We start from the raw sequence: 22,505 nt of genomic DNA, 5'->3' as shown, positions 1-22,505 counted from the left end.
TCGACAGAAGTAAAGGATAGATCGCATGCGCGCCCTGGCTGAGTTCATCATGCGCGGCCGCATGCAGGCCATCTTCGTGGTGGCCGGTGCTGCGGCACTGCCCATGTTGTTCTGGCTGAGCGCTGCCGCAGGCAGTCTCGTGCTGCTGCGACGCGGGCTGAACGATGCGTTGAGTGTGCTGGTTTGGGCCGTGATACCGGCCCTGGCCTGGTGGTACTTCGGCGATCCGCGGACCCTGCTGGTATTGCTGGGTACGCTGGGCTTGGCCCTGGTACTGCGCGGTCAGGCGTCATGGGTGCGGGTGATGTTAAGCAGCGTGGGCCTGGGACTGCTGTATGTCTGGGCGCTCGGTGCGGTATTCGGCGAGCCGATCGCGGCGTTGGCTGGTGAGCTGCAGAAGGTGTTGCCCGATGCGTTGTCGGGTGCCTACGAGCAGCTGTCGGTGGAAGAGCGTGGTCGGTTTGAGGCGCTGCTGATACCGGTGCTGACCGGCCTGCTGGCTGCGCTGCTGCAAATCGTCACCCTGCTGAGCCTGATGCTTGGGCGCTACTGGCAAGCCGCGCTGTACAACCCGGGCGGTTTCGGCAGCGAGTTTCGAGCGCTGCGGTTTCCGCCGCTACTGGCGACACTGCTGTTGCTGGGCATGCTGCTGGGGCCGAATCTCGGTGCGCAGCTGGCCGTACTGGCGCCACTGTGCAGTGTGCCGCTGGTGTTTGCCGGTCTCGCACTGATGCACGGGTTGGTCGCTCAGGGGCGCTTGCCGCGGTTCTGGCTGGTGGGACTGTACGTAACGCTGGTGCTGTTCATGCAGTTGGTTTATCCGCTACTGGCCGTTTTGGCCATTGTCGACAGTCTGTTTGATTTTCGTGGTCGCGCGGCCGGCAAGAACGGCGCGGGACCTGCGAACGGTGAAGGTTAAAAGTTAAGAGGTAAGACTCAAATGGAAGTCATCCTGCTGGAAAAGATCGCCAACCTGGGCAACCTGGGCGACAAGGTAAACGTCAAGGCCGGTTACGGCCGTAACTACCTGCTGCCGCAAGGCAAGGCTACCGCTGCGACCCCGGCCAACATCGCCGAGTTCGAAGCCCGCCGCGCCGAGCTGGAAAAAGCGGCTGCCGAGAAGAAGGCTTCTGCCGAAACTCGCGCTGCTCAGTTGGCCGAACTGGAGGTCACCATCACCGCTACCGCGGGCGATGAGGGCAAGCTGTTCGGTTCCATCGGCACTGCCGACATCGCCGATGCCCTGACCGCCTCCGGCGTCGAAGTGGCCAAGAGCGAAGTTCGTCTGCCGAACGGCACCATTCGCCAGACCGGCGAATACGACGTGGCTGTGCACCTGCACACCGACGTCGAAGCGACCGTCAAGCTGATCGTCGTAGCCGGCTAAGCCGTCGTCTGGCACCGCTGGTGCCTGACGAGTAACATCGGGCACGTTTCCGCGCGAGTGGAACGTGCCCTTTGTTTTTTCCGTAGTTTCGAATTTCGAGTGCCATGAACGACATCAGTGTCCCCCAGCAATACGATCTGGAAACCGCCGCGCTCAAGGTGCCGCCACACTCCATCGAGGCTGAGCAGGCGGTGCTTGGCGGTCTGATGCTGGACAACAATGCCTGGGAGCGCGTGCTCGACCAGGTATCCGACGGCGACTTCTATCGCCACGATCATCGCCTCATCTTCCGCGCCATCTTCGCCCTGGCCGAGCGCAACTCGCCGTTCGACGTGGTCACCCTGTCCGAGCAGCTGGACAAGGAGGGGCACCTGTCCCAGGTCGGCGGTCTGGCCTATCTCGGCGAGCTGGCCAAGAACACGCCGTCGGTGGCGAACATCAAGGCCTACGCGCAGATCATTCGTGAGCGGGCGACGCTGCGCCAGCTGATCGGCATCAGCAACGAAATCGCTGACAGCGCCTATGCTCCGCAGGGCCGCACCGGTGAGGAAATTCTCGATGAAGCCGAGCGGCTGATCTTCCAGATCGCCGAAGCGCGGCCGAAGACCGGCGGGCCGATCGGTATCAACGACATCCTGGTCAAGGCCATCGATCGCATCGACACGCTGTTCAACGCCGGCGAGGCGATCACCGGCCTGTCCACCGGCTTCACCGATCTGGATGAAGCCACCAGCGGCCTGCAGCCGGCCGACCTGATCATCGTTGCCGGCCGTCCGTCGATGGGCAAGACCACCTTCGCCATGAACCTGGTGGAGAATGCCGTGCTGCGTACCGACAAGGCGGTGCTGGTGTTCTCGCTGGAGATGCCCGCCGACTCCATCGTCATTCGTATGCTCGCTTCGCTCGGGCGCATCGACCAGACCAAGGTGCGTGCCGGTAAGCTCGATGACGATGATTGGCCGCGACTGACCAGTGCGGTGAATCTGCTCAACGACCGCAAGCTGTTCATCGACGATACCGCCGGCATCAGCCCGTCGGAGATGCGCGCGCGGACCCGTCGCCTGGCCCGCGAGCACGGCGAGATCGCCATGATCATGGTCGACTACCTGCAGCTGATGCAGATTCCTGGCTCCAGCGGTGACAGCCGGGTCAACGAGATTTCCGAGATCTCGCGCTCGCTGAAAGGCCTGGCGAAGGAGTTCAATTGCCCGGTGATCGCCCTGTCTCAGCTCAACCGCTCGCTGGAGCAGCGACCCAACAAGCGCCCGGTAAACTCCGACCTTCGTGAATCGGGGGCAATCGAGCAGGACGCGGACATCATCATGTTCGTCTACCGCGACGAGGTGTATCACCCGGAAACCGAGTACAAGGGCGTCGCCGAGATCATCATCGGCAAGCAACGGAACGGTCCGATCGGCACCACCCGGCTGGCGTTCCTCGGCAAGTACTCGCGCTTCGAGAACCTCGCGCCGGGCAGCTATCAGTTCGACGACGAGTAGTCGGTCGTCTCGCCAGGCGGCGGGGGAGGGCGTCGTCCATGCCCCTCACCGAGTTCCGGTCTGCACGGTCGTGCCGAGCGGAGTAAGATTCCAGCCTCACCCGCCGTTGTACAGGAACAGCCCCATGCGTCCGCTGGTTGCCACGGTCGACCTGACCGCGCTTCGTCACAACTACCTGCTCGCCAAGCAATGCGCACCACAGCGCAAGGCCTTCGCCGTGGTCAAGGCCAACGCCTATGGGCATGGCGCACCGGAGGCGGTGGCGGCATTGCGCGAAATTGCCGATGGTTTCGCCGTGGCCTGCCTGGAAGAGGCAGAGGTGATCCGTGGCTGCGCACCCGACGCGCGCATCCTGCTGCTGGAGGGCTGCTTCGAGCCATCCGAGTACCAACGAGCGGCTGAGCTGGGGCTGGACATCGCTGTTCAGGACGAGCGCCAGGCCGACTGGCTGCTGGCTGCCGAGCTGGTGCCCCCGCTGAACGTCTGGCTCAAGCTGGATTCGGGCATGCACCGGCTGGGCTTCGGCGTGGACGGCCTGCGCGAGTGTCACGCGCGGCTCAAGGGCGCGGCCCAGGTCGGCGAACTCAATCTGATCAGTCACTTCGCCTGTGCCGACGAGCGTGGCCACGCCCTGACCGACACCCAGCTGGAGCGCTACGCAGAGCTGCTGGAGCTCTCGTTCGACAACTGCTCGCTGGCCAATTCCGCCGCCGTACTGACCCTGCCGCAGGCGCATATGGCCTGGATCCGGCCTGGCATCATGCTCTACGGTGCGACGCCGTTCGCCGAGCTGAGCGCCCGGGAGCTTGGACTGAAACCAGTGATGACGCTGACTGGCGCGCTGATCGCGGTGCGCGAGGTGCCGGTCGGCGACAGCGTCGGTTATGGCGCGAGCTGGGTGGCGCAGCGTCCTTCGCGTATCGGCACCGTCAGCTGTGGCTACGCCGATGGTTATCCGCGTACCGCGCCTTCCGGCACCTCGGTGGTGATCCATGGACGACGCGTGCCGCTGGCCGGGCGAGTGTCGATGGACATGCTCGCCGTGGACCTGACCGACTTGCCGCAGGCGCAGCTTGGCGACGCGGTGGAGCTGTGGGGGACGCAGATGCCCATTGACGAGCTCGCCCAGGCCTGCGGCACCATCGGCTACGAGCTGCTGACCAAGGTGACCGGGCGCGTGCCGCGCCGCTATATCGGCTGATCGGCCGGCGTGCGCCCGTCCTGCTGGACCCAGCTCGCCCGGCCCTGCTGCTTGGCGCGATAGAGCGCCTCGTCAGCGGCCTTGTAGAGTCGGGCGAATTCGTCGGCATGCTGCGGAAAGAACGCGGCACCGACGCTCACGGTCACCGCCAGGCTGGTACCCCGGTAGCGCACCGGTAGCGACAGCTCGTGCAGCAGCCGTTCGGCGACCTGGCCGGCGTCCTGCTCGACGTTCGGCCCGGTCAGCAGTATTGCGAACTCATCCCCACCCAGCCGGGCCGCCATGTCGCTGCTGCGCACCAGACCGCGCAGTCGCTGGCCCAGCGTGCGCAACAGCAGATCTCCGGCATCATGGCCGTGACCGTCGTTGATCGGCTTGAAGTGATCCAGATCGATCAGCAGCAGCGCGATCGACTCACCGCGCCGCGCGGCCTCGGCCATGGCCGCTTCGACCCGCTCGATGAGGTAGCGCCGGTTGGGCAGCTCGGTCAGCGGGTCGTGGAAGGCGGCCTGTTTGAGCTCGATTTCCCGTTCGCTGAGGTCGCGGTTGGCCTGCGCCAGCTCGGCGGTACGCGCCTCCACCGCCAGGCTGAGTTGTTCGGCGCTGGCCTGGACCTGCTTCAGTCGCGCGGACTTTTCCCGGTCGGCGTGTTCCAGTGCCGCCGCGCGCTCCTGCTTGAGTATCTGGATGCGCGAGGCCAGGGCGAAGGAGAACAGGATGGACTCGGCAGCCACCGCCAGCGGAAAGACGTAGCCGCTCCAGGCCGCCGGTTGGATCACGCCGGTGGCGCGCAGCAACAGCAGGTTGACGCTGCCCAGGATCACGCCGAAGCCGCAGAGGTAGAGCAGGGCGGGAAAGTAGCCCTGACGCCAGCGGCGGAACGAGGCCCACAGCGACGCCGGGATCGCGGTCAGGGCCAGCACGACGAAGACCCAGGCGCCGAACGCACGCAACCCGAAGATGTTGAGCAGTACGGCTGTGACATAGAGGCACAAGGCAAAGGTCAGCAGGCGGTGGGCCCAGGGCACGAAACGGCGGGTCTGCAGCAGGGTCTGGGTGAAGCGGCAGGCGCTGAAACCCCAGAGCGCCGGGATGCTGATGCGATCCAGCCAGAAGGGCACCGGTCCGTTCGGCCAGAGGTACTGAAAGCCATGTCCGGTCATGCCCAGAATCATCAGCAGCGCGCCGCTGGTGGTCATCACGTACCAGAAATAGGCGGTATCGCGCAGGCTGAGGAAGATGAACAGGTTGTACAGCAGCATGGCCAGGATCAGGCCATAGATCAGGCCGAGAAACAGGTTCTCGCCCACCGCCTGCTCCTGCAGGGCATCGAGCTGCCAAACCTTGAGCGGAAAGGAGTTGCCGGCCGGGTCGTAGCTGCGCAGGTAAAAGGTCAGCGGGCGCTGGTTGTTCAGCTCGGGAAGGCGGAGCAGCATGCGCCGGTAGGGATGGTCGCGCCCTTCATGGAAGCCGACCAGCTCGCCGGACTGGCGCTCGTGCCAGCCACCCTCACCGTCCGGCAAATAGAGGCGCAGGTCCTTCAGCGTTACCGAGCCGACCTCCAGCCACCAATGCGCCGGCGCGTCGCTGGTCCGCTGCAGCGTGACCTTGACCCACCAGGGGTGCGGGCTCTGGCCGACGCTGGCCTTGCCTTGCGCCGGCTGAAAGCGCGCCAGTACTTCGGCGCGCTGCAGATCGGTCACCTGCAGCTCGGCGCCGGGGTCCATCAGCAGTTCGACGTGGGCATTCAGATTACGGCCGCTGTCACGTGCGCCGATCACGGCTGTATCGGCATGGGCGGGCAAGAGCGTGCCAAGGCACAGCAGCAGGGCGAGGAGGACGGCGTGCACCAGGATCTCCCGGGCTCGATACGTGGGTCGGGTGGCGCGAGTATAGCGGGAGACGAAAGCGCAGCGCGCGCCTGTCGGCAAGGTCGATAAAGACCCTGCACGGTGGTCGGGCTTGGTTATTTTTTGTGCTATATTCCGCGCCCGTTTTCGTTGCCCCGGTTTTCCGCCATGCACGCCGCCAAGCCACTGTTCGACTATCCCAAGTACTGGGCCGAGTGTTTCGGTCCGGCGCCGTTCCTGCCGATGAGCAGGGAGGAGATGGATCAGCTCGGCTGGGACTCGTGCGACATCATCATCGTCACCGGTGATGCCTATGTCGACCACCCGTCCTTCGGCATGGCGATCATCGGCCGTCTGCTCGAGGCCCAGGGCTTTCGCGTCGGCATCATCAGCCAGCCGGACTGGCAGAGCAAAGACGACTTCATGAAGCTCGGCGAGCCGAATCTGTTCTTTGGCGTCGCTGCCGGCAATATGGACTCGATGATCAATCGCTACACCGCCGATCGCAAGGTGCGTTCCGACGACGCCTATACCGCGGGCGGCCTGGCCGGCAAGCGACCGGATCGTGCCAGCCTGGTCTATAGCCAGCGTTGCAAGGAAGCCTACAAGCATGTGCCGGTGGTGCTCGGCGGCATCGAGGCCTCGCTGCGCCGCATAGCCCATTACGACTACTGGTCGGACAAGGTGCGCCGCTCGATCCTGATGGACGCCACCGCGGACATGCTGCTCTACGGCAACGCCGAGCGTGCCATCGTCGAGGTGGCGCAGCGCCTGGCGCGTGGCGAGACGATCGAGGCCATCACCGATGTGCGCGGCACCGCCTTCATCCGCAAGGACACCCCCGAAGGCTGGTTCGAGATCGACTCCACCCGCATCGACCGCCCGGGCAAGATCGACAAGATCATCAACCCCTACGTCAACACGCAGGACCTATCCGCCTGCGCCATCGAAAAGGACAAGGGGCCGCAGGACGACCCGAACGAAGCCCGGCCGGTGGAGCTGCTGCCGCACCCGAAGCTGGAGCGTGACCGCACGGTGATCCGTCTGCCGTCCTTCGAAAAGGTGCGCAACGATCCGGCGCTGTACGCCCACGCCAACCGGGTGCTGCACCTGGAAACCAACCCAGGCAACGCCCGCGCGCTGGTGCAGCGTCACGACGACCGTGAGCTGTGGCTCAATCCGCCGCCGATTCCGCTGACCACCGAGGAAATGGACTACGTGTTCGCCGCGCCCTATGCGCGCGTGCCGCACCCGGCATACAACGGCGCGAAGATTCCCGCCTACGAAATGATCCGCTTCTCGGTGAACATCATGCGCGGCTGCTTCGGTGGCTGCACCTTCTGCTCGATCACCGAGCACGAGGGGCGCATCATCCAGAGCCGCTCTCACGAGTCGATCCTGCACGAGATCGAGGAAATGAAGAACGTGCCGGGCTTCACCGGTGTGGTCTCCGATCTCGGCGGGCCGACTGCCAACATGTATCGCCTGGCCTGCAAGAGCCACGAAATCGAGAAGCACTGCCGCAAGCCGTCCTGTGTGTTCCCCGGCATCTGCGAGAACCTCAATACCGATCACAGCTCGCTGATCGAGCTGTACCGCAAGGCGCGTGCACTGCCGGGCGTGAAGAAGATCCTGATCGCCTCCGGCCTGCGTTACGACCTCGCCGTCGAGTCGCCGGAGTATGTCAAGGAGCTGGTCACCCACCATGTCGGCGGTTACCTGAAGATTGCGCCGGAGCACACCGAGCGCGGTCCGCTGGACAAGATGATGAAGCCGGGTATCGGCACCTACGACCGCTTCAAGCGCATGTTCGAAAAGTACTCGAAAGAGGCGGGCAAGGAGCAGTACCTGATCCCGTACTTCATCGCCGCGCACCCCGGCACCACCGACGAGGACATGATGAACCTCGCCTTGTGGCTGAAGGCCAACGGCTTCCGCGCCGACCAGGTGCAGGCGTTCTACCCGTCGCCTATGGCCTCGGCCACCGCCATGTACCACACCGGCAAGAACCCGCTGCGCAAGGTGACCTACAAGAGCGAAGGCGTCACCGTGGTCAAGAGCGAGGAGCAGCGTCGTCTGCACAAGGCTTTCCTGCGTTATCACGACCCGAAGGGCTGGCCGCTCTTGCGCGAGGCGCTGATCCGCATGGGCCGCGCCGACCTGATTGGCAGCGGCAAGCACCAGCTGATCCCGGCGCACCAGCCGGCGGTGGACGGCTACCAGAGCGCGCGACGCAAGAACTCCACGCCGGTCGGCAGCAAGAAGGCCGGGCAGGGCGGCAAGATCCTCACCCAGCACAACGGCTTGCCGCCGCGCAGCCACGACGGCAACGCCTGGGACAAGCGTGAGCAGGCCAAGGCCGCCGCCGAGGCCCGGCGCAAGGCGCAGAAGAGCGGCAAACCGGCTGGCAAGGGTGGCAAGCCGCAGCGCCCGGTTGCACCCCGTTAGCGGTAGCGGTTCTTCGGCATAGGAAAACGGAGCGCCAGGCTCCGTTTTCTTTTTTTAGAACCTGAACGCCTGGGTCGCACGATCCAGTTCGCTGCCCAGCTGCAGCATCTGCGCACTCTGCTCACGGCCCCGGCTGATGTGGTTCAGGTTGGCGTCGCCCAGTTGGTGGATGCGTTCGCTGTGCCCGCGAATCTCGCCCACCGCCTCGCCCTGTTGCGCGGTCGCCTGGGCGATCTGTTCGGCCATGCGACTGATGGTGGCGATGGTCGAGACGATCTCGTCCAGCGCCTGATCGGCACTCTGGGCGAGACTCGCGGTGCTTTCGGCATGCTCGACCTGGCTGCGCATCGCCTCGACCGATTGCCGTGCGGCCTGCTGCAGGCGGCCGATCAGCTGTTGGATCTCCTCGGTGGCGCCGCTGGTGCGCTGCGCCAGCGAGCGAACCTCGTCGGCCACCACGGCGAATCCGCGGCCATGCCCGCCGGCGCGGGCGGCCTCGATAGCTGCGTTCAGCGCGAGCAGATTGGTTTGCTCGGCGATGGCGCGGATCACCGTCAGCACGTTGCCGATGGTGGTGGTCTCGTCGGCGAGGCGCTCGATGGCAGCGGCATTGTCCTGCACTTCGTTGACCAGACCATGCAGGCCGGTCAGGCTCTGGCCGATCACCTGCTGGCCGTGCTGCACCGCCTGGGCGGCGGCGCGACTCGCTTCAGCCGCTTCTCCAGCCCCATCGGCCACCTGTTGGATGGTTGCTTCCAGCTCGCCCAGCGAATCGCGAATCTGCGCTGTATCGCCGGTCTGGCGCTGGGCTCCGTCATGCAGATCGCTGCTCATTTCATCGAGGTTGCGGCTGCTGGCTGCAACCTGGGTTGCCTGCTGGCGCAGCGTTCCAACCAGCTCCAGCAGGTAGCTGCGCAGGCGGTTGAGCGAGGTCTCGATATCGGTGATTTCAGTTATTTTCGTCTCAATGCGCACCGCGCTGGCGAAATCGCCCTTCGCCCAGCTGGAGAGGGCCGGCACCAGTTGGCCAAGGGCGCGGGTCAGCTGGCGTTGCAGGCGGTCGATCGCCAGGGCGATAAGCAGTATCAGCGCGATGATGCCCACCTGTATCAGGCGTACCTCGCCCTGGATGCGGCTGTGCTCGGCGCGCACGGCGGGCTCCAGTTCGGCCAGTGCCTGCTCGACGCTGGCGATCTTCTGCGTGCTGCTGTCGAGCAACGCACGGCGTTGGCGGATCAACTCGCGGGTGCGTTGCAGCTCGGCAGGGTAGCGCTTGATCAAGCTTGCGAGCTCGCGCTTGAGGGCGATGCCACGGTCTTCGCTGTGTTGGTCCGCGGCCTCGCCCAGCTCCAGCAGTGCGGCGAAACTGCTGGCGGCCGACTGCGTAGCGGCCTCGACGCCCAGCAAGGGCAGGGCTTCTAGCTTTGCGGCCTCCTGTTCCAGGTTGTGCAGCACCTGCTCCACCTCGCCAGCCAGATCGTCGCGACCACTGCTCACCAGCTTGCCCCGAGCGTGCCCCAGGCGCTGCAGCTGTTGGGCGGCTGCGAACAGCGGGCGCTGATACGCCTGTGCGCTCGGATGGCTGGCCTGGCTATGGTATTCATCCAGCTGCGAAAGGACACCGCTCAGCTCCCGTTCCGCCTGCAATAGCAGGCCTTGCGGGTCACCTGCCAGCTTGCCGGCTGCAAGCAGGTCATCGGTACTGAAGCGGTTCAGTTCCTGTAGGCCGGGGCGAAGCTGATCTGCCAGTTCGTCGGGCAGTTGGCCGATGTCCTGCTCCAGCTCGACGAGGGCCTGCTGCGCCTGGGCATGGCGCAGGGCGTCGCCGCTGCCGAGGTAGGCGTGGATGTTCTCTGCGACCTGATGCTGGAACTGCTGGGACAGCCCCAGGTAGCGCGCCATCAGCAGGTAGGGACGCTCCAGCGCTCGCTCCGACCACCAGAGGGTGGCTCCGAGCGCCAGGCAGACCGCTACGAGCAACAGGGTATTGAGAGTGGTGAGCGACTTCAGGCGCATCCTCGCCTCGCATAATGGATCGAGAGGCCTGAAAGGTATGGCAATTTAATGTCAGTCTTGTGACAGCGTTACCCGGGCCACTCCCCGGGTGTTGCCGGCGAGCCCTGTCTCAGTAACGTTCGACGCGGTTGCGACCGCCGTGTTTGGCTCGGTAGAGCGCTTCGTCCGCCTGCTGAGTGAGTGTCTTGACCTCGGCATCCGCGGTCAGCTCGGTCACGCCGCAGCTGAAAGTGCAACTCAGGTCCTCCGGTTGCGCGGGGAAGTGGATCTCGGCGAAGCGCTGGCGGATATCGTCGAGTACCTTGCAGGCCGCGCTGGCGGGCGTGTCGGGGAGCACAACGGCGAACTCCTCACCACCGTAACGGCCGATGTGATCGGTCTTGCGCAGGCGTTGCTTGAGAAACAGCGCGAGGCTCTTGATGACACGGTCGCCCATGGGATGGCCGAAGGTGTCGTTGACGCGCTTGAAGTGATCGATGTCGAGCATCGCGAAACTGAGCGGACGGTCGTCGCGCCGGGCGCGGAAACGCGCGTCCTCGAGCAATTGCAGGCTGTGGGTGTGATTGTACAGGCCGGTCAGGCTGTCGCGCACGATGCGTGCCTTCAGGCTTCGCGCGCGGGTGGCGCGGGTGCGCACGGTTGCGATCAAATGGCTTGGCTTGATCGGCTTGGTGAGAAAGTCGTCGCCGCCTTCGCCCATGGCGTCGAGCTGCTTGTCCAGATCGTCCTCGGCGGACAGGTAGATGATCGGGACGCTGACATAGCGCTCATGCTGGCGAATCACCTTGGCCAGTTCGGTACCCAGGCATTCGGGCATGTACATATCGAGAATGATCAGGTCGGGCTGGAACTCGGCCAACGCGCCAATCGCCTGGATCGGTTCCAGCAGGGTGTGGGTGACGATGCCAGCGTTGTTCAGTACGCGCTCGGTATGCGTTGCCTGGGCTCGGGAATCGTCGACGATCAATACGCGGATCGGTTCGTAATGTGCCGTGCGGGTGAATATCTCGATCTTCTCCAGCAGACTGCTGGCATCCAGGGTGCCGGTGAAGAACTCCAGACCGCCGGCACGAACGGCGGCAAGCCGGGTCGGCGTATCCGTTTCGCAGTGGCTGAAGAACAGCAATGGCAGCTTCGCCTCGAGTCCCTGCTGGATTTGCTCGGCCAGCCGCAGGCCTTCGTCTGGGCCGTTGAAATCGACTTCCATGACGATGGCGGAAGGGTGGCGGCGATGCATAGCGGCGCGAAACGCCGCGACATTGCCGAACGCCTGCGCAGACATACTGAAGAAGTCCAGCTGACGCACCAGATGCTCAGCGCGCTCCTGATCCTGCAGTGCGATGTACACCGGTTTGCTCAACGGTGGCAGGAAGGACTGGTTGTGCGGGTCGTTATGGCGCAGGCCGGTCCGCGCCAGGCGGTAGATCAGCTGGCTGAGCGTAGATATGGTGCTGCTGGACAGGCGGCCGCGGTTGTCCCTGATGTCGCCGAGGCAATCCTCGATGTTCAGCGCCAGCTCGGCATGCTCGGTCTGCTCGAAGCGGTCGGCAAATCGCCGAAGGCGGGAGGTCGCTTCGGTAAGGGCCGTATGGTAGCCATCGTTCCATTCGCTGCGCTGCAGTTGCTGCCAGACTTCGAGCACCTCGCGAGCCTGATGAATGACCCGTTGGGCAAAGTGCTGCTTGAGTTCTTCCTGATCCGACATGACGAAATTCCTGTGCACCCGGTGCGCTGCCTCGGTGCTTTGTAGTGGCGGCATGCTATCACCGCTCGTGCGCTTTGGAAGTGCGTCGCGCGGTAGTGGTTCTCAATTTGACACTGAGCACGGCGGGACGCTGCGTTATAGTAAGAAAACTCTCCGCAACGCCCCCGGCTGCCTGCGGTCGAACTCCCGAATCCGCGAGAAGGACACATAACACATGTTGGACTGGAAGAATCGTTTCGCCCGTATCGGTCGCACGAACGGCTCGGCCGGGACCGCCCGTCAGGGTGGTAACCCGCTTCTACTGGTCCTCGCCGCTCTGGTGGGCCTCTACTTGCTGGTGACCTTGCTCGTGGGCTGGTACTGGAGCCGCGAGCCCGACCTCTTCCCTGTGCAGCAGCATGCGCGCCAGAGCGCCGAGGCGGCACAGCTGCAGCTGGTCAGCGGCTACACCACTGTGGAAACGCTCAAGCGGGTGGCCAGCACGTTGCTGGACAAGCCCGGCGGTTATCTGAGCAACGATATTGCGCCGCCTGGACTGTGGCTGGACAACATGCCGAGCTGGGAGTACGGCGTGCTGGTGCAGGTTCGCGACCTGGCGCGTGCGTTGCGCAAGGACTTCGCTCGTTCGCAATCGCAGTCGACCGAGGATCCGGACCTGGCCAAGGCCGAGCCGCTGTTCAATTTCGATAACCGCAGCTGGACGCTGCCGGCGTCGGAATCCGAGTATCGCAACGGCATTCGCGCCCTCGATCGCTATCTAGCACGGCTGAGCGACCCGGCGCCAAAGGCCTTGTTCTATACCCGCGCCGATAATCTGAACAACTGGCTGGGCGACGCGGCGACGCGACTGGGCTCGCTGTCCCAACGTCTCTCGGCTTCCGTCGGCCGCGTGCGGCTGGATACCGACATCGCACCGGAACAGGAGCGGGCCGGCATCGTGCCGCAGGTCAAGGAGCAGGTGGTGGAGACCCCCTGGATGCAGATCGACAATGTCTTCTTCGAGGCGCGTGGTCAGGCCTGGGCGCTTTCGCATCTGCTGCGGGCGATCGAGGTGGACTTCGCCGACGTACTGGCCAAGAAGAACGCCACGATCAGCGTACGGCAGATCATTCGCGAGCTGGAGGCAGCGCAGGAGCCGCTGTGGAGTCCGATGGTGCTCAATGGCAGCGGCTACGGCGTGCTGGCCAATCACTCGCTGGTGATGGCCAACTACATCTCCCGCGCCAACGCGGCGATCATCGATCTGCGCAACCTGCTGTCGCAGGGGTAAGTTGAGCTACAAGCGGTAAGCGGCAAGCTTCAGGTGAGCGTCGTGTCTGACTGATTCGATGCTGACTTGGGCTTGCGTTCAATCCAGGCCGAGCTTTTTCAGCCGGTAGCGCATCGAGCGGAAGGTCAGGCCAAGCCGCTGGGCCGCCGCGGTGCGGTTCCAGCGGGTCTCCTCAAGGGCCTGCATGATCAGCTTGCGCTCGATCTCTTCCAGGTGGTCTTCCAGGTTATCGATCTGCGCCAGACTGGCTTCGCCGTTCTCCGACAGGCCCGGGCTGTCGGCTAGACGGAGGTCACCGGCCTTGATCTCGTCGTCTTCGCAGAGCGTGTAGGCCCGCTCGAGCATGTTCTCCAGTTCGCGCACGTTGCCCGGGAAACGATAGTTTTCCAGCTTCGCCAGGGCATCAGGATGCAGCCGGGCACTGCTGTCGCCGCATTCCTGTGCCAGCCGGCGCAGCATGGCATCGGCGAGCAGGCCGATGTCTTCACGGCGCTCGCGTAGTGGCGGCACACGCAGTTCGATGACGTTCAGGCGGTAATACAGGTCCTGGCGGAAGCGGCCTGCGGCCACTTCGCTGGCCAGATCCTTGTGGGTGGCACAGAGGATGCGGACGTCGACCATCACTTCCTGCGCACCGCCGACCGCGCGTACGGCCTTTTCCTGGATGGCGCGCAGCAGCTTGACCTGCATCGGCAGCGGCAGGTCCGCCACTTCGTCGAGGAACAGCGTGCCGCCATTGGCCGCCTGGAACAGTCCGGGTTTGTCCTCGATGGCGCCACTGAAGCTGCCCTTCTTGTGGCCGAAGAACTCGCTTTCCATCAGTTCCGAAGGGATCGCGCCGCAGTTGACCGGCACGAAGGGCTTGTCGCTGCGTGGGCCCTGTTCGTGAATCAGGCGAGCCACCAGTTCCTTGCCGCTGCCCGATTCGCCGCTGATATAGACCGGTGCCTGGCTGCGGGCGAGCTTGCCGATCTGCTTGCGCAGGACCTTCATCGGCGGCGAACTGCCGAGCAGGCGATTGTCCACTGGCGATTCGGCCGCCGGTGCGCGCAGTCGCAAGGCGGTGCTGACGAGTTCGCGAAGGCGGTTGAGGTCCACAGGCTTGGTCAAAAAATCGAAAGCGCCGGCCTTCAGGGCGCCAATGGCGGTGTCGAGACTGCCATAGGCGGTGATCATCGCCACCGGCAGTTGTGGATGCTGCTGCTGGATGTACTGCACCAGATCCAAGCCGCTGCCGTCGGGCAGGCGCATGTCGGTCAGGCACAGATCATAGTGCTCGCGTGCCAGGCACTCGCGCGCTTCCTTGAGGTTGCGGGCGCTGCGGGTATCGAGCTTCATGCGCCCGAGGGTGATCTCCAGCAACTCGCGGATATCGGGCTCGTCATCGATGATCAATGCTTTCTGGCGCGCGGTCATGGTCTTGCTCTTGATTCGTGAAGCGGGTGTCCCCGGCTAAGGGGCAGGCAGCATGTTAACCCCGCCGAGGGTCGCCGTGGCTGTCGCTTTGGTCGATGTGTGATGCGCTGCCGGCAAGCGGCGAGCTCAACTCAGCTTACGCGGGTGGGCGAAGACGATGCGGAAGCAGCTACCGCCTTCGGGCCGTTCGCGATAATCCAGTCGAGCCTGATTGCTCTCGCAAAGTTCTCGCGAGATGTAAAGCCCCAGGCCGGTGCCCTTGCTCTCGGTGGTGAAGAACGGCTCGAACACGTTGTGCAGTTGGTCGGCAGCAATGCCGGGGCCGTCATCGAGCACCTCGACGATCGGCAGATCGCTCTGCTCGTCGCGGAAAAGTCGCAGCCAGACCTGCGCCTGCGAATGCTGCTGCCCACTGTAGCGCAGGCCGTTCTGCACCAGGTTGGTCAGCACCTGGGTCAGCTGATTGGGGTCCATGCGGGTCTGCAGCGAACTGCCGATCGTTTCCACATGCACCGTCTGTTGTGGGGTCAGGCCTTGGCGGAACTCGCTCGCGAAGCGATGCAGCCAGTACTTGAGGTCCAGCAACTGTGGCTCGGCCTGCCGGCGCCGCGAGAGTTGCAGGACGTTCTCGATGACCAGGTTCATGCGTCGAGAGTGGTCCTGAATGATCTGCGCCAGGCGGCGGTCCGGGCCGTCCAGCTCCTCGGACTCCTGAAGCAGCTGTGCGGCATGGCTGATGGCGCCCAGCGGGTTGCGTATCTCGTGGGCAATGCTGGCGGTGAGTCGTCCGAGAGATGCGAGCTTGAGCTGCTGCGCTTTCTGCGCGATCTGCGAGATATCCTCGAGAAAGACCAGGGTGTCGAGCTTGTTGCCATGTTGCAGGGCGGCGAAGCTCGGCTGGAGCGTCGGGCCCCCCGGCGTTGCCTTGAGATTCTGCGGGCGCAGGGTGGGATTGCCGCGCCATTGTCGCAGGGCTTTGAGCAGCTCCGGGCAGCGCGGGGCGAGACGCTCGCCGGTCAGCGACTCGTCCTGGCCGAGTAGCTGCAGCGCGCCCTGGTTGGCCAGCAGCACGCGTTCCTGGGGGCCCAGCACCATGATGCCGGTGCGCATGCGCTGCAGGATAAGCGCGTTGAGTGCTTCGAGGTTGGCGACGTCCTCGGCGCGCTGGCGTGCCAGATTTTCGCTCGCCTGCAGGCGCCGCGTGAGGCCTTGCACGAGAAACGCGGCAGCGAAACAGAGGGTGCCGAGCGCGGCGGCCTGGACATACTGGCTGCTGGCTTCAGGCCGGCTGATGCTGAGATAGAAGGTCAGGTAGATCAGGCCAATCGCTGCCACGGCGGCAACGAAGAACCCGATGCGCCCGCGCAGCAGGATGTTGGCGATGGCGACGGCAATGATCAGCAGGTTGCCGATTCCACTCGGCGTGCCTCCACCGAAATAGAACAGGCCGGACAGCAGGATCACGTCCATCAGTGCCAGGCCGAGTACAGGCAGGTCACGCGCAGGGTTCTGCACCAGCACGGCGACCACGATGTTCAGGATCAGATAGAGCCAGGCACCGTACTGGAACAGCTGCGGATTGCTCATCTGCAGCAGGTCGTTGTGCAGGTCACTGCTTATCAGCAGTACCAGTGCCAGGCCGATGGTCAGGCGATAGAGGTGATACAGGCGGAGGATGCGTCGCCCTTGATCGCCGAGAAAAGCGAGGTTTTCAGTGCCCACCAGGCGTGCTGTCCTGCTCCAGGTGGGCCTGGCTGCAGTACCAGCGTCCTTGGGACTGCAGCGCCTGATCCTGCGGTACATGCACGCCACACTGGGCGCAGCGGACCATCGGCAGGCTGCCCTGTTGCTGTGTGGTAGGTGCCTTCTTTTGGGTCAGGCGCCGCCAGAGCCAGAAGGCGGCGGCGATCAGTGCGATCCAGAACAGCAGTCGAAACAGCCCCATATCGTTTCCTTCCCCTTTAAGCGTGACGACCGGCGATCGTTCGAGCCAGGGCCGATCCAGGCCCTTTGCGCCGCCAGCGACGTGCGCGGGGCTCGTCGGGGCGACGTCAGGTCAGTCCAGTCAGTCGAACAGGCCGAAAGTCAGGCGGCTCCACCAGGAGCGCTTCGGCTCCTGCTGCTCCACTTCCTTGAGCACGGGACGCAGTTCATCGGGCAGGTCACGTGCGGCGTTCTCGTACTGGCGCAACACGTCGCGGTTGGCGCGGGAAGTGTCGGGGCGCGGCGCTTCGCCTTCGATCAGGCCCAGTGTTGCCTTGCTCAGCCAGCTGCGAGTGTCTTCTTCGCGCTCGACGGGAGTGAACTTGCCGTCTTCCAGAGTGGCGTGATCGGGATAATTAAGTTGCAGGGTTTTCAGGCTGGACTCGGCGAGGTCATCCAGGCCCAAGCGCTGGTACGCCTCGGTCATCACTGCCAGGCCGTCGGCCACCGCGGGCGTCCCCTGGAAGTTCTCCACTACGTAGCGGCCGCGGTTGGCCGCCGCTACATAAGCCTGACGCTTGAGGTAGTAATGCGCGACATGGATTTCATTGGCCGCCAGCAGGTTGCGCAGATAGACCATGCGCGCCTTAGCGTCGGGGGAGTAGCGACTGTTGGGGTAGCGGCTGGTGAGCTGGGCGAACTCGTTGAACGAATCACGCGCGGCACCGGGGTCGCGCTTGGTCATGTCCAGCGGCAGGAAGCGGGCTAGCAGGCCACGATCCTGATCGAATGAGGCCAGGCCCTTGAGGTAGTAGGCGTAATCCACATTCGGATGCTGCGGGTGCAGGCGGATGAAGCGCTCTGCTGCCGAGCGCGCGGCCTCCGGCTCGACGTTGCGGTAGTAGGCGTAGATCAGCTCGAGCTGGGCCTGCTCGGCGAAGCGGCCGAAGGGGTAGCGCGACTCCAACGCCTTGAGCTTGCTGATTGCGCTGGTATAGCTCTTGTTGTCCAGGTCGGCCTGTGCTTGCTGGTACAGCTCGACCTCACCCAGATTCTCATCGACGGTTTCGTTGGAGGAGCAGGCGGCGGTTAGGGCGAGAATGGCGATCAGCAGCAGGTGTTTCACTTGCATGGCGGCTTGCGTCCCTGTGACGGCTGGCTGTCTCGCGCGGAGCCGTCCTGTTATGATGAGCGCCCCGGTGCGCCGGGACAAAGACGCTGTATTTAAACACAAGCGTGTAGCCGAAACCAAAGGCCGCGCCGCCATCGGCGGTCCCCAGGCATCCATCAGCAGTGGATGCCGCTCGCCTCTCTCTGACGAATCTATCTCGCCGTATGTCCACGATCTCCAAACAGGCCATCCAACTCCGCGCCGAGGTGCCGTTCGACCTGGGCGGACAACGTCTCGATCAGGTCGCGGCGCAGCTCTTTTCCGAACATTCGCGTTCACGCCTTGCGGCCTGGATCAAGGATGGTCTGCTGACGGTGGATGGCGCCGTGCTGCGCCCCCGCGACACCGTGCATGCCGGTGCGGTGCTCGAGCTGAGCGCCGAACAGCAGGCGCAGGGCGAGTGGGTCGCGCAGGACATTCCGCTCGACATCGTCTACGAGGATGATCAGATTCTGGTGATCGACAAGCCGGCCGGGCTGGTGGTGCATCCCGCAGCCGGGCATGCCGACGGCACGCTGCTCAATGCGCTGCTGCATCACGTGCCAGATCTGATCAACGTGCCACGCGCCGGCATCGTGCATCGTCTGGACAAGGACACCACCGGCCTGATGGTGGTGGCCAAGACGCTGCAGGCACAGACCCGCCTGGTCGAGCAGCTGCAGGCGCGCAGTGTCAGCCGCATCTACGAGGCCATCGTCATCGGCGTGATCATCACCGGCGGCACGGTCGATGCGCCGATAGGTCGTCACGGCCAGCAGCGCCAGCGCATGGCGGTGGTGGAGGGGGGCAAGCCGGCGATCAGCCACTATCGCGTACTCGAGCGCTTTCGTTCGCACACTCATGTGCGGGTCAAGCTGGAAACCGGGCGTACCCACCAGATTCGTGTGCACATGACCCACCTCGGCTACCCGCTGGTTGGCGATCCCCTGTACGCCGGGCGTTTCCGTATTCCGCCGGCGGCCAATCCGACGCTGGTGCAGACGCTGCGCGAGTTCCCGCGGCAGGCGCTGCACGCGCGCTTCCTCGAGCTGGATCATCCGGTGACCGGGCAGCGCATGAAGTGGGAGTCGCCATTGCCGGACGACTTCGTCTGGCTGCTGACGCTGCTGCAGCAGGATCGCGAGGCCTTCGTCGGGTGACCAGCTGGAACGCGGATTGGCTGCTGCCTGACTGGCCAGCACCGGCCCGCGTTCGCGCCTGCGTGACGACGCGCCAGGGTGGCGTCAGCGCGGCGCCGTTCGACAGTTTCAATCTCGGCGATCATGTCGGAGATGACCCGGCGGCGGTGGCCTGGAATCGCCAGCACCTGCGCGATGCGCTGGGCTGTCAGCCGCTCTGGCTGGAGCAGGTGCATTCCAGCGTGGCGGTCAGGGCTGCGCCTGGTGCTTGCGCCACCGCCGATGCCAGCTGGAGCGAGGCGCCTGGCGAGGCGTGCGCGGTGCTCACCGCAGACTGTCTGCCGGTGCTGTTCTGCGACCGCGCCGCCAGTCGTGTCGCGGCGGCGCACGCGGGCTGGCGCGGGCTGGCTGGTGGCGTGCTGGAAGCAACGCTCGAGGCGCTGGCGCTTCGCCCTGAAGAGGTACTGGTCTGGCTGGGGCCGGCGATCGGGCCCGCTGCCTTCGAAGTGGGCGGCGAGGTGCGCGAGGCATTCGTCGCGCAGCATCCCGCGGCTGCGGTGGCATTCCTGCCGAGCCGCAACGAGGGGCGCTTCATGGCCAATCTGTATCAGCTCGCGCGCATTCGCCTGGCCGCGGTCGGAGTCGAAGCCGTCTATGGCGGTGGCTTGTGCACCTTCAGCGATCCGCGTTTCTATTCCTATCGTCGCGCGTCACGCACGGGGCGCTTCGCCAGCCTGATCTGGCTGGAGCCTTGATCCTGCGGCTAGCGGTTCGATAGCGCCGTGACTCCGCGGTCCCGGCATGACCTGCATCAATGTCATCCGCCTTGAATCTCCAACAATCATCCTCATCTATGCTCCATCTCGCGGGCTATTTGTAAGGCGCGATTCATGGTGCCGGCCCGCTTTACTTGAGGATGAACATCCATGCGTATCGATCGTCTGACCAGCAAGCTTCAGCTTGCGCTCTCCGATGCCCAATCCATTGCCGTTGGCCTGGATCACCCTTCCATCGAGCCGTTGCACCTGATGCAGGCCCTGCTGGAGCAGCAGGGCGGTTCGATCAAGCCCCTGCTGATGCAGGTCGGCTTCGACATCAACGCGCTGCGCCAAGCCCTGACCAAGGAGCTGGACCAGTTGCCCAAGCTGCAGAACCCCACCGGTGACATGAACCTGTCGCAGGATCTGGCGCGTCTGCTCAACCAGGCCGATCGCCTCGCCCAGCAGAAGGGCGACCAGTACATCTCCAGCGAACTGGTGCTGCTTGCCGCGCTGGACAACAACACCCGTTTGGGCAAGCTGCTGCTGGCCCAGGGCGTGAGCAAGAAGGCCCTGGAGAACGCCATCAGCAACCTGCGCGGTGGCGCGGCGGTCAATGACCCCAATGCCGAGGAGTCGCGTCAGGCGCTGGACAAGTACACCGTCGACATGACCAAGCGCGCCGAGGAGGGCAAGCTCGATCCGGTGATCGGCCGTGACGACGAAATCCGCCGCACCATTCAGGTCCTGCAACGGCGCACCAAGAACAACCCGGTGCTGATCGGCGAGCCCGGTGTCGGCAAGACCGCCATCGTCGAAGGTCTGGCCCAGCGCATCGTCAATGGCGAGGTGCCGGATGGCCTGAAGGACAAGCGTCTGCTGGCGCTGGACATGGGCTCGCTGATCGCCGGTGCCAAGTTCCGCGGCGAGTTCGAGGAGCGTCTCAAGGCCGTGCTCAACGAGCTGTCCAAGCAGGAAGGCCGGGTCATCCTGTTCATCGACGAGCTGCACACGATGGTCGGTGCTGGCAAGGCCGAGGGCGCCATGGATGCCGGCAACATGCTCAAGCCCGCTCTTGCCCGGGGTGAGTTGCACTGTGTCGGCGCCACCACGCTGGACGAGTACCGCCAGTACATCGAGAAGGATGCCGCGCTGGAACGGCGCTTCCAGAAGGTGCTGGTGGACGAGCCGAGCGAGGAGGACACCATTGCCATCCTGCGCGGCCTCAAGGAGCGCTACGAGGTGCACCACGGCGTGACCATCACCGACGGCGCGATCATCGCCGCGGCCAAGCTCAGCCATCGCTACATCACGGATCGTCAGCTGCCGGACAAGGCGATCGACCTGATCGACGAGGCCGCCAGCCGCATCCGCATGGAGATCGACTCCAAGCCGGAAGAGCTGGATCGTCTCGACCGCCGGCTGATCCAGCTGAAGATCGAGCGTGAGGCGCTGAAGAAAGAGGACGACGAAGCCACCAAGAAGCGCCTGGCCAAGCTCGAGGACGATATCGCCAAGCAGGAGAAGGAATATTCGGACCTGGAGGAAATCTGGAAGTCGGAAAAGGCCGAGGTCCAGGGCTCCGCGCAGATCCAGCAGAAGATCGAGCAGGCCAAGGCCGACCTCGAGGCGGCGCGGCGCAAGGGCGACCTGGCGCGCATGGCCGAGTTGCAGTACGGCATCATTCCCGACCTCGAGCGCAGCCTGGAAATGGTCGACCAGCACGGCAAGAAGGAAAACCAGTTGCTGCGCAACAAGGTGACCGACGAGGAGATCGCCGAGGTGGTCTCCAAGTGGACCGGCATTCCTGTGTCGAAGATGCTCGAGGGCGAGCGCGACAAGCTGCTGCGCATGGAAGACATGCTGCACACCCGTGTCATCGGCCAGCACGAGGCGGTTGTGGCGGTGGCCAACGCCGTGCGCCGCTCGCGCGCCGGATTGGCTGACCCGAACCGGCCGAGCGGCTCCTTCCTCTTCCTCGGGCCGACCGGGGTAGGCAAGACCGAGCTGTGCAAGGCGCTGGCCGAATTCCTCTTCGATACCGAGGAGGCGATGATCCGCATCGACATGTCCGAGTTCATGGAGAAACATTCGGTCGCGCGTCTGATCGGCGCACCGCCGGGCTACGTCGGCTACGAGGAGGGCGGCTATCTGACCGAGGCAGTGCGTCGCAAGCCCTATTCCGTGGTGCTGATGGACGAGGTGGAGAAGGCCCATCCGGACGTGTTCAACGTGCTGCTGCAGGTGCTCGAGGATGGTCGTCTGACCGACAGCCATGGGCGGACCGTAGACTTCAAGAACACCGTGATCGTGATGACCTCGAACCTGGGCTCGGCGCAGATCCAGGAGCTGGTCGGCGATCCCGATGCGCAGCGGGCTGCTGTGATGGATGCGGTGGCGCACCATTTCCGTCCGGAGTTCATCAACCGTATCGACGAGGTGGTGGTATTCGATCCGCTCGGTCGCGAGCAGATCGCCGGCATCGCCGAGATCCAGTTGGGCCGGCTGCGCAAGCGTCTGGCCGAGCGCGAACTGAGCCTGGAACTGAGCCAGGAGGCGATGGACAAGCTGATCGCCGTCGGCTACGACCCGGTTTACGGCGCGCGGCCGCTCAAGCGCGCCATTCAGCGCTGGATTGAGAACCCGCTGGCGCAGCAGATCCTGGCCGGGCAGTTCGCTCCGGGCAGCAGCGTCAAGGCGCGGGTAGAGGGCGAGCAGATCGTCTTCGATTGAGGCCAAGGGC

The 22,505-nt window shown here is 64.5% G+C and carries 16 protein-coding genes; 9 read left to right on the top strand and 7 right to left on the bottom strand.

The annotated features are described in order from the left end of the window. Window positions 1-25 precede the first annotated feature (25 nt). The 4 genes from OUY36_RS18620 to alr all read left to right on the top strand — a co-directional run bounded on the left by OUY36_RS18620 (window position 26) and on the right by alr (window position 4,087). Window positions 26-919: a hypothetical protein gene (locus OUY36_RS18620; RefSeq protein ID WP_063541877.1), complete on the top strand. Its 894-nt coding sequence runs from the start codon at window positions 26-28 to the stop codon at window positions 917-919. A gap of 21 nt (window positions 920-940) precedes the next feature. Next, window positions 941-1,387 (top strand): 50S ribosomal protein L9, encoded by a 447-nt coding sequence (gene rplI / locus OUY36_RS18615; RefSeq protein ID WP_011914672.1) that lies wholly within the window; start codon window positions 941-943, stop codon window positions 1,385-1,387. A 104-nt stretch (window positions 1,388-1,491) separates the two neighbouring features. Continuing rightward, complete coding sequence (gene dnaB / locus OUY36_RS18610) at window positions 1,492-2,886, top strand: replicative DNA helicase (protein WP_063541879.1); 1,395 nt, start codon at window positions 1,492-1,494, stop codon at window positions 2,884-2,886. A gap of 124 nt (window positions 2,887-3,010) precedes the next feature. Continuing rightward, complete coding sequence (gene alr, locus OUY36_RS18605) at window positions 3,011-4,087, top strand: alanine racemase (protein WP_267935512.1); 1,077 nt, start codon at window positions 3,011-3,013, stop codon at window positions 4,085-4,087. Here the strand turns inward: alr and OUY36_RS18600 are convergent. Continuing rightward, complete coding sequence (locus OUY36_RS18600; protein WP_267935511.1) at window positions 4,075-5,937, bottom strand: diguanylate cyclase domain-containing protein; 1,863 nt, start codon at window positions 5,935-5,937, stop codon at window positions 4,075-4,077. The genes alr and OUY36_RS18600 overlap by 13 nt on opposite strands. 168 nt (window positions 5,938-6,105) lie before the next feature. On the opposite strand from OUY36_RS18600, the gene OUY36_RS18595 reads away from it, so the two are divergent. Continuing rightward, complete coding sequence (locus OUY36_RS18595; protein ID WP_267935510.1) at window positions 6,106-8,385, top strand: YgiQ family radical SAM protein; 2,280 nt, start codon at window positions 6,106-6,108, stop codon at window positions 8,383-8,385. Between the two features lie 54 nt (window positions 8,386-8,439). Here OUY36_RS18595 and OUY36_RS18590 read toward each other — a convergent pair whose 3' ends face one another. Then, window positions 8,440-10,401, bottom strand: a complete 1,962-nt coding sequence (locus tag OUY36_RS18590) for a methyl-accepting chemotaxis protein (protein WP_267935509.1) — start codon at window positions 10,399-10,401, stop codon at window positions 8,440-8,442. Window positions 10,402-10,510: 109 nt separating this feature from the next. Then, window positions 10,511-12,106 (bottom strand): response regulator, encoded by a 1,596-nt coding sequence (locus OUY36_RS18585; protein ID WP_267935508.1) that lies wholly within the window; start codon window positions 12,104-12,106, stop codon window positions 10,511-10,513. Between the two features lie 214 nt (window positions 12,107-12,320). Between OUY36_RS18585 and OUY36_RS18580 the strand changes: the two genes are divergently transcribed. Next, window positions 12,321-13,376 carry a DUF2333 family protein gene (locus tag OUY36_RS18580; RefSeq protein ID WP_063541891.1) on the top strand — a complete coding sequence of 352 codons (1,056 nt, stop codon included), beginning with the start codon at window positions 12,321-12,323 and terminating at the stop codon, window positions 13,374-13,376. Window positions 13,377-13,454: 78 nt separating this feature from the next. Here the strand turns inward: OUY36_RS18580 and OUY36_RS18575 are convergent, their stop codons facing one another. From OUY36_RS18575 to OUY36_RS18560, 4 genes are all read right to left on the bottom strand, one after another. Continuing rightward, a complete protein-coding gene (locus OUY36_RS18575; RefSeq protein ID WP_152481770.1) occupies window positions 13,455-14,792 on the bottom strand; it encodes a sigma-54-dependent transcriptional regulator in 1,338 nt (445 codons plus the stop codon). Window positions 14,793-14,918: 126 nt separating this feature from the next. Then, window positions 14,919-16,514: a sensor histidine kinase gene (locus OUY36_RS18570; protein ID WP_267935507.1), complete on the bottom strand. Its 1,596-nt coding sequence runs from the start codon at window positions 16,512-16,514 to the stop codon at window positions 14,919-14,921. Beyond that, the gene (locus OUY36_RS18565) at window positions 16,504-16,737 is read right to left on the bottom strand and encodes a PP0621 family protein (RefSeq protein WP_110775887.1); all 234 of its coding nucleotides are present in this window, start codon (window positions 16,735-16,737) and stop codon (window positions 16,504-16,506) included. The genes OUY36_RS18570 and OUY36_RS18565 overlap by 11 nt, the downstream gene beginning before the upstream one ends. 120 nt (window positions 16,738-16,857) lie before the next feature. Next, window positions 16,858-17,847, bottom strand: coding sequence for an outer membrane protein assembly factor BamD (locus OUY36_RS18560; protein WP_063541899.1), 990 nt, complete (start codon window positions 17,845-17,847; stop codon window positions 16,858-16,860). A gap of 203 nt (window positions 17,848-18,050) precedes the next feature. On the opposite strand from OUY36_RS18560, the gene rluD reads away from it, so the two are divergent. The 3 genes from rluD to clpB all read left to right on the top strand — a co-directional run bounded on the left by rluD (window position 18,051) and on the right by clpB (window position 22,495). Beyond that, entirely contained in the window at window positions 18,051-19,025 is a 975-nt protein-coding gene (rluD, locus tag OUY36_RS18555) for a 23S rRNA pseudouridine(1911/1915/1917) synthase RluD (RefSeq protein WP_063541901.1), read from the top strand. Further along, a complete protein-coding gene (gene pgeF, locus OUY36_RS18550; protein ID WP_267935505.1) occupies window positions 19,022-19,759 on the top strand; it encodes a peptidoglycan editing factor PgeF in 738 nt (245 codons plus the stop codon). Before rluD ends, pgeF begins: the two co-directional genes overlap by 4 nt. A gap of 171 nt (window positions 19,760-19,930) precedes the next feature. Next, window positions 19,931-22,495 (top strand): ATP-dependent chaperone ClpB, encoded by a 2,565-nt coding sequence (gene clpB, locus OUY36_RS18545; protein WP_063541905.1) that lies wholly within the window; start codon window positions 19,931-19,933, stop codon window positions 22,493-22,495. The last annotated feature ends 10 nt before the right edge of the window (window positions 22,496-22,505 follow it).

Source organism: Stutzerimonas sp. R40042, assembly GCF_026642215.1.
GTDB lineage: Bacteria > Pseudomonadota > Gammaproteobacteria > Pseudomonadales > Pseudomonadaceae > Stutzerimonas > Stutzerimonas frequens.
The sequence above is the reverse complement of the archived record's forward strand: the minus strand, read 5'-3'. Positions and strand labels throughout refer to the sequence as shown.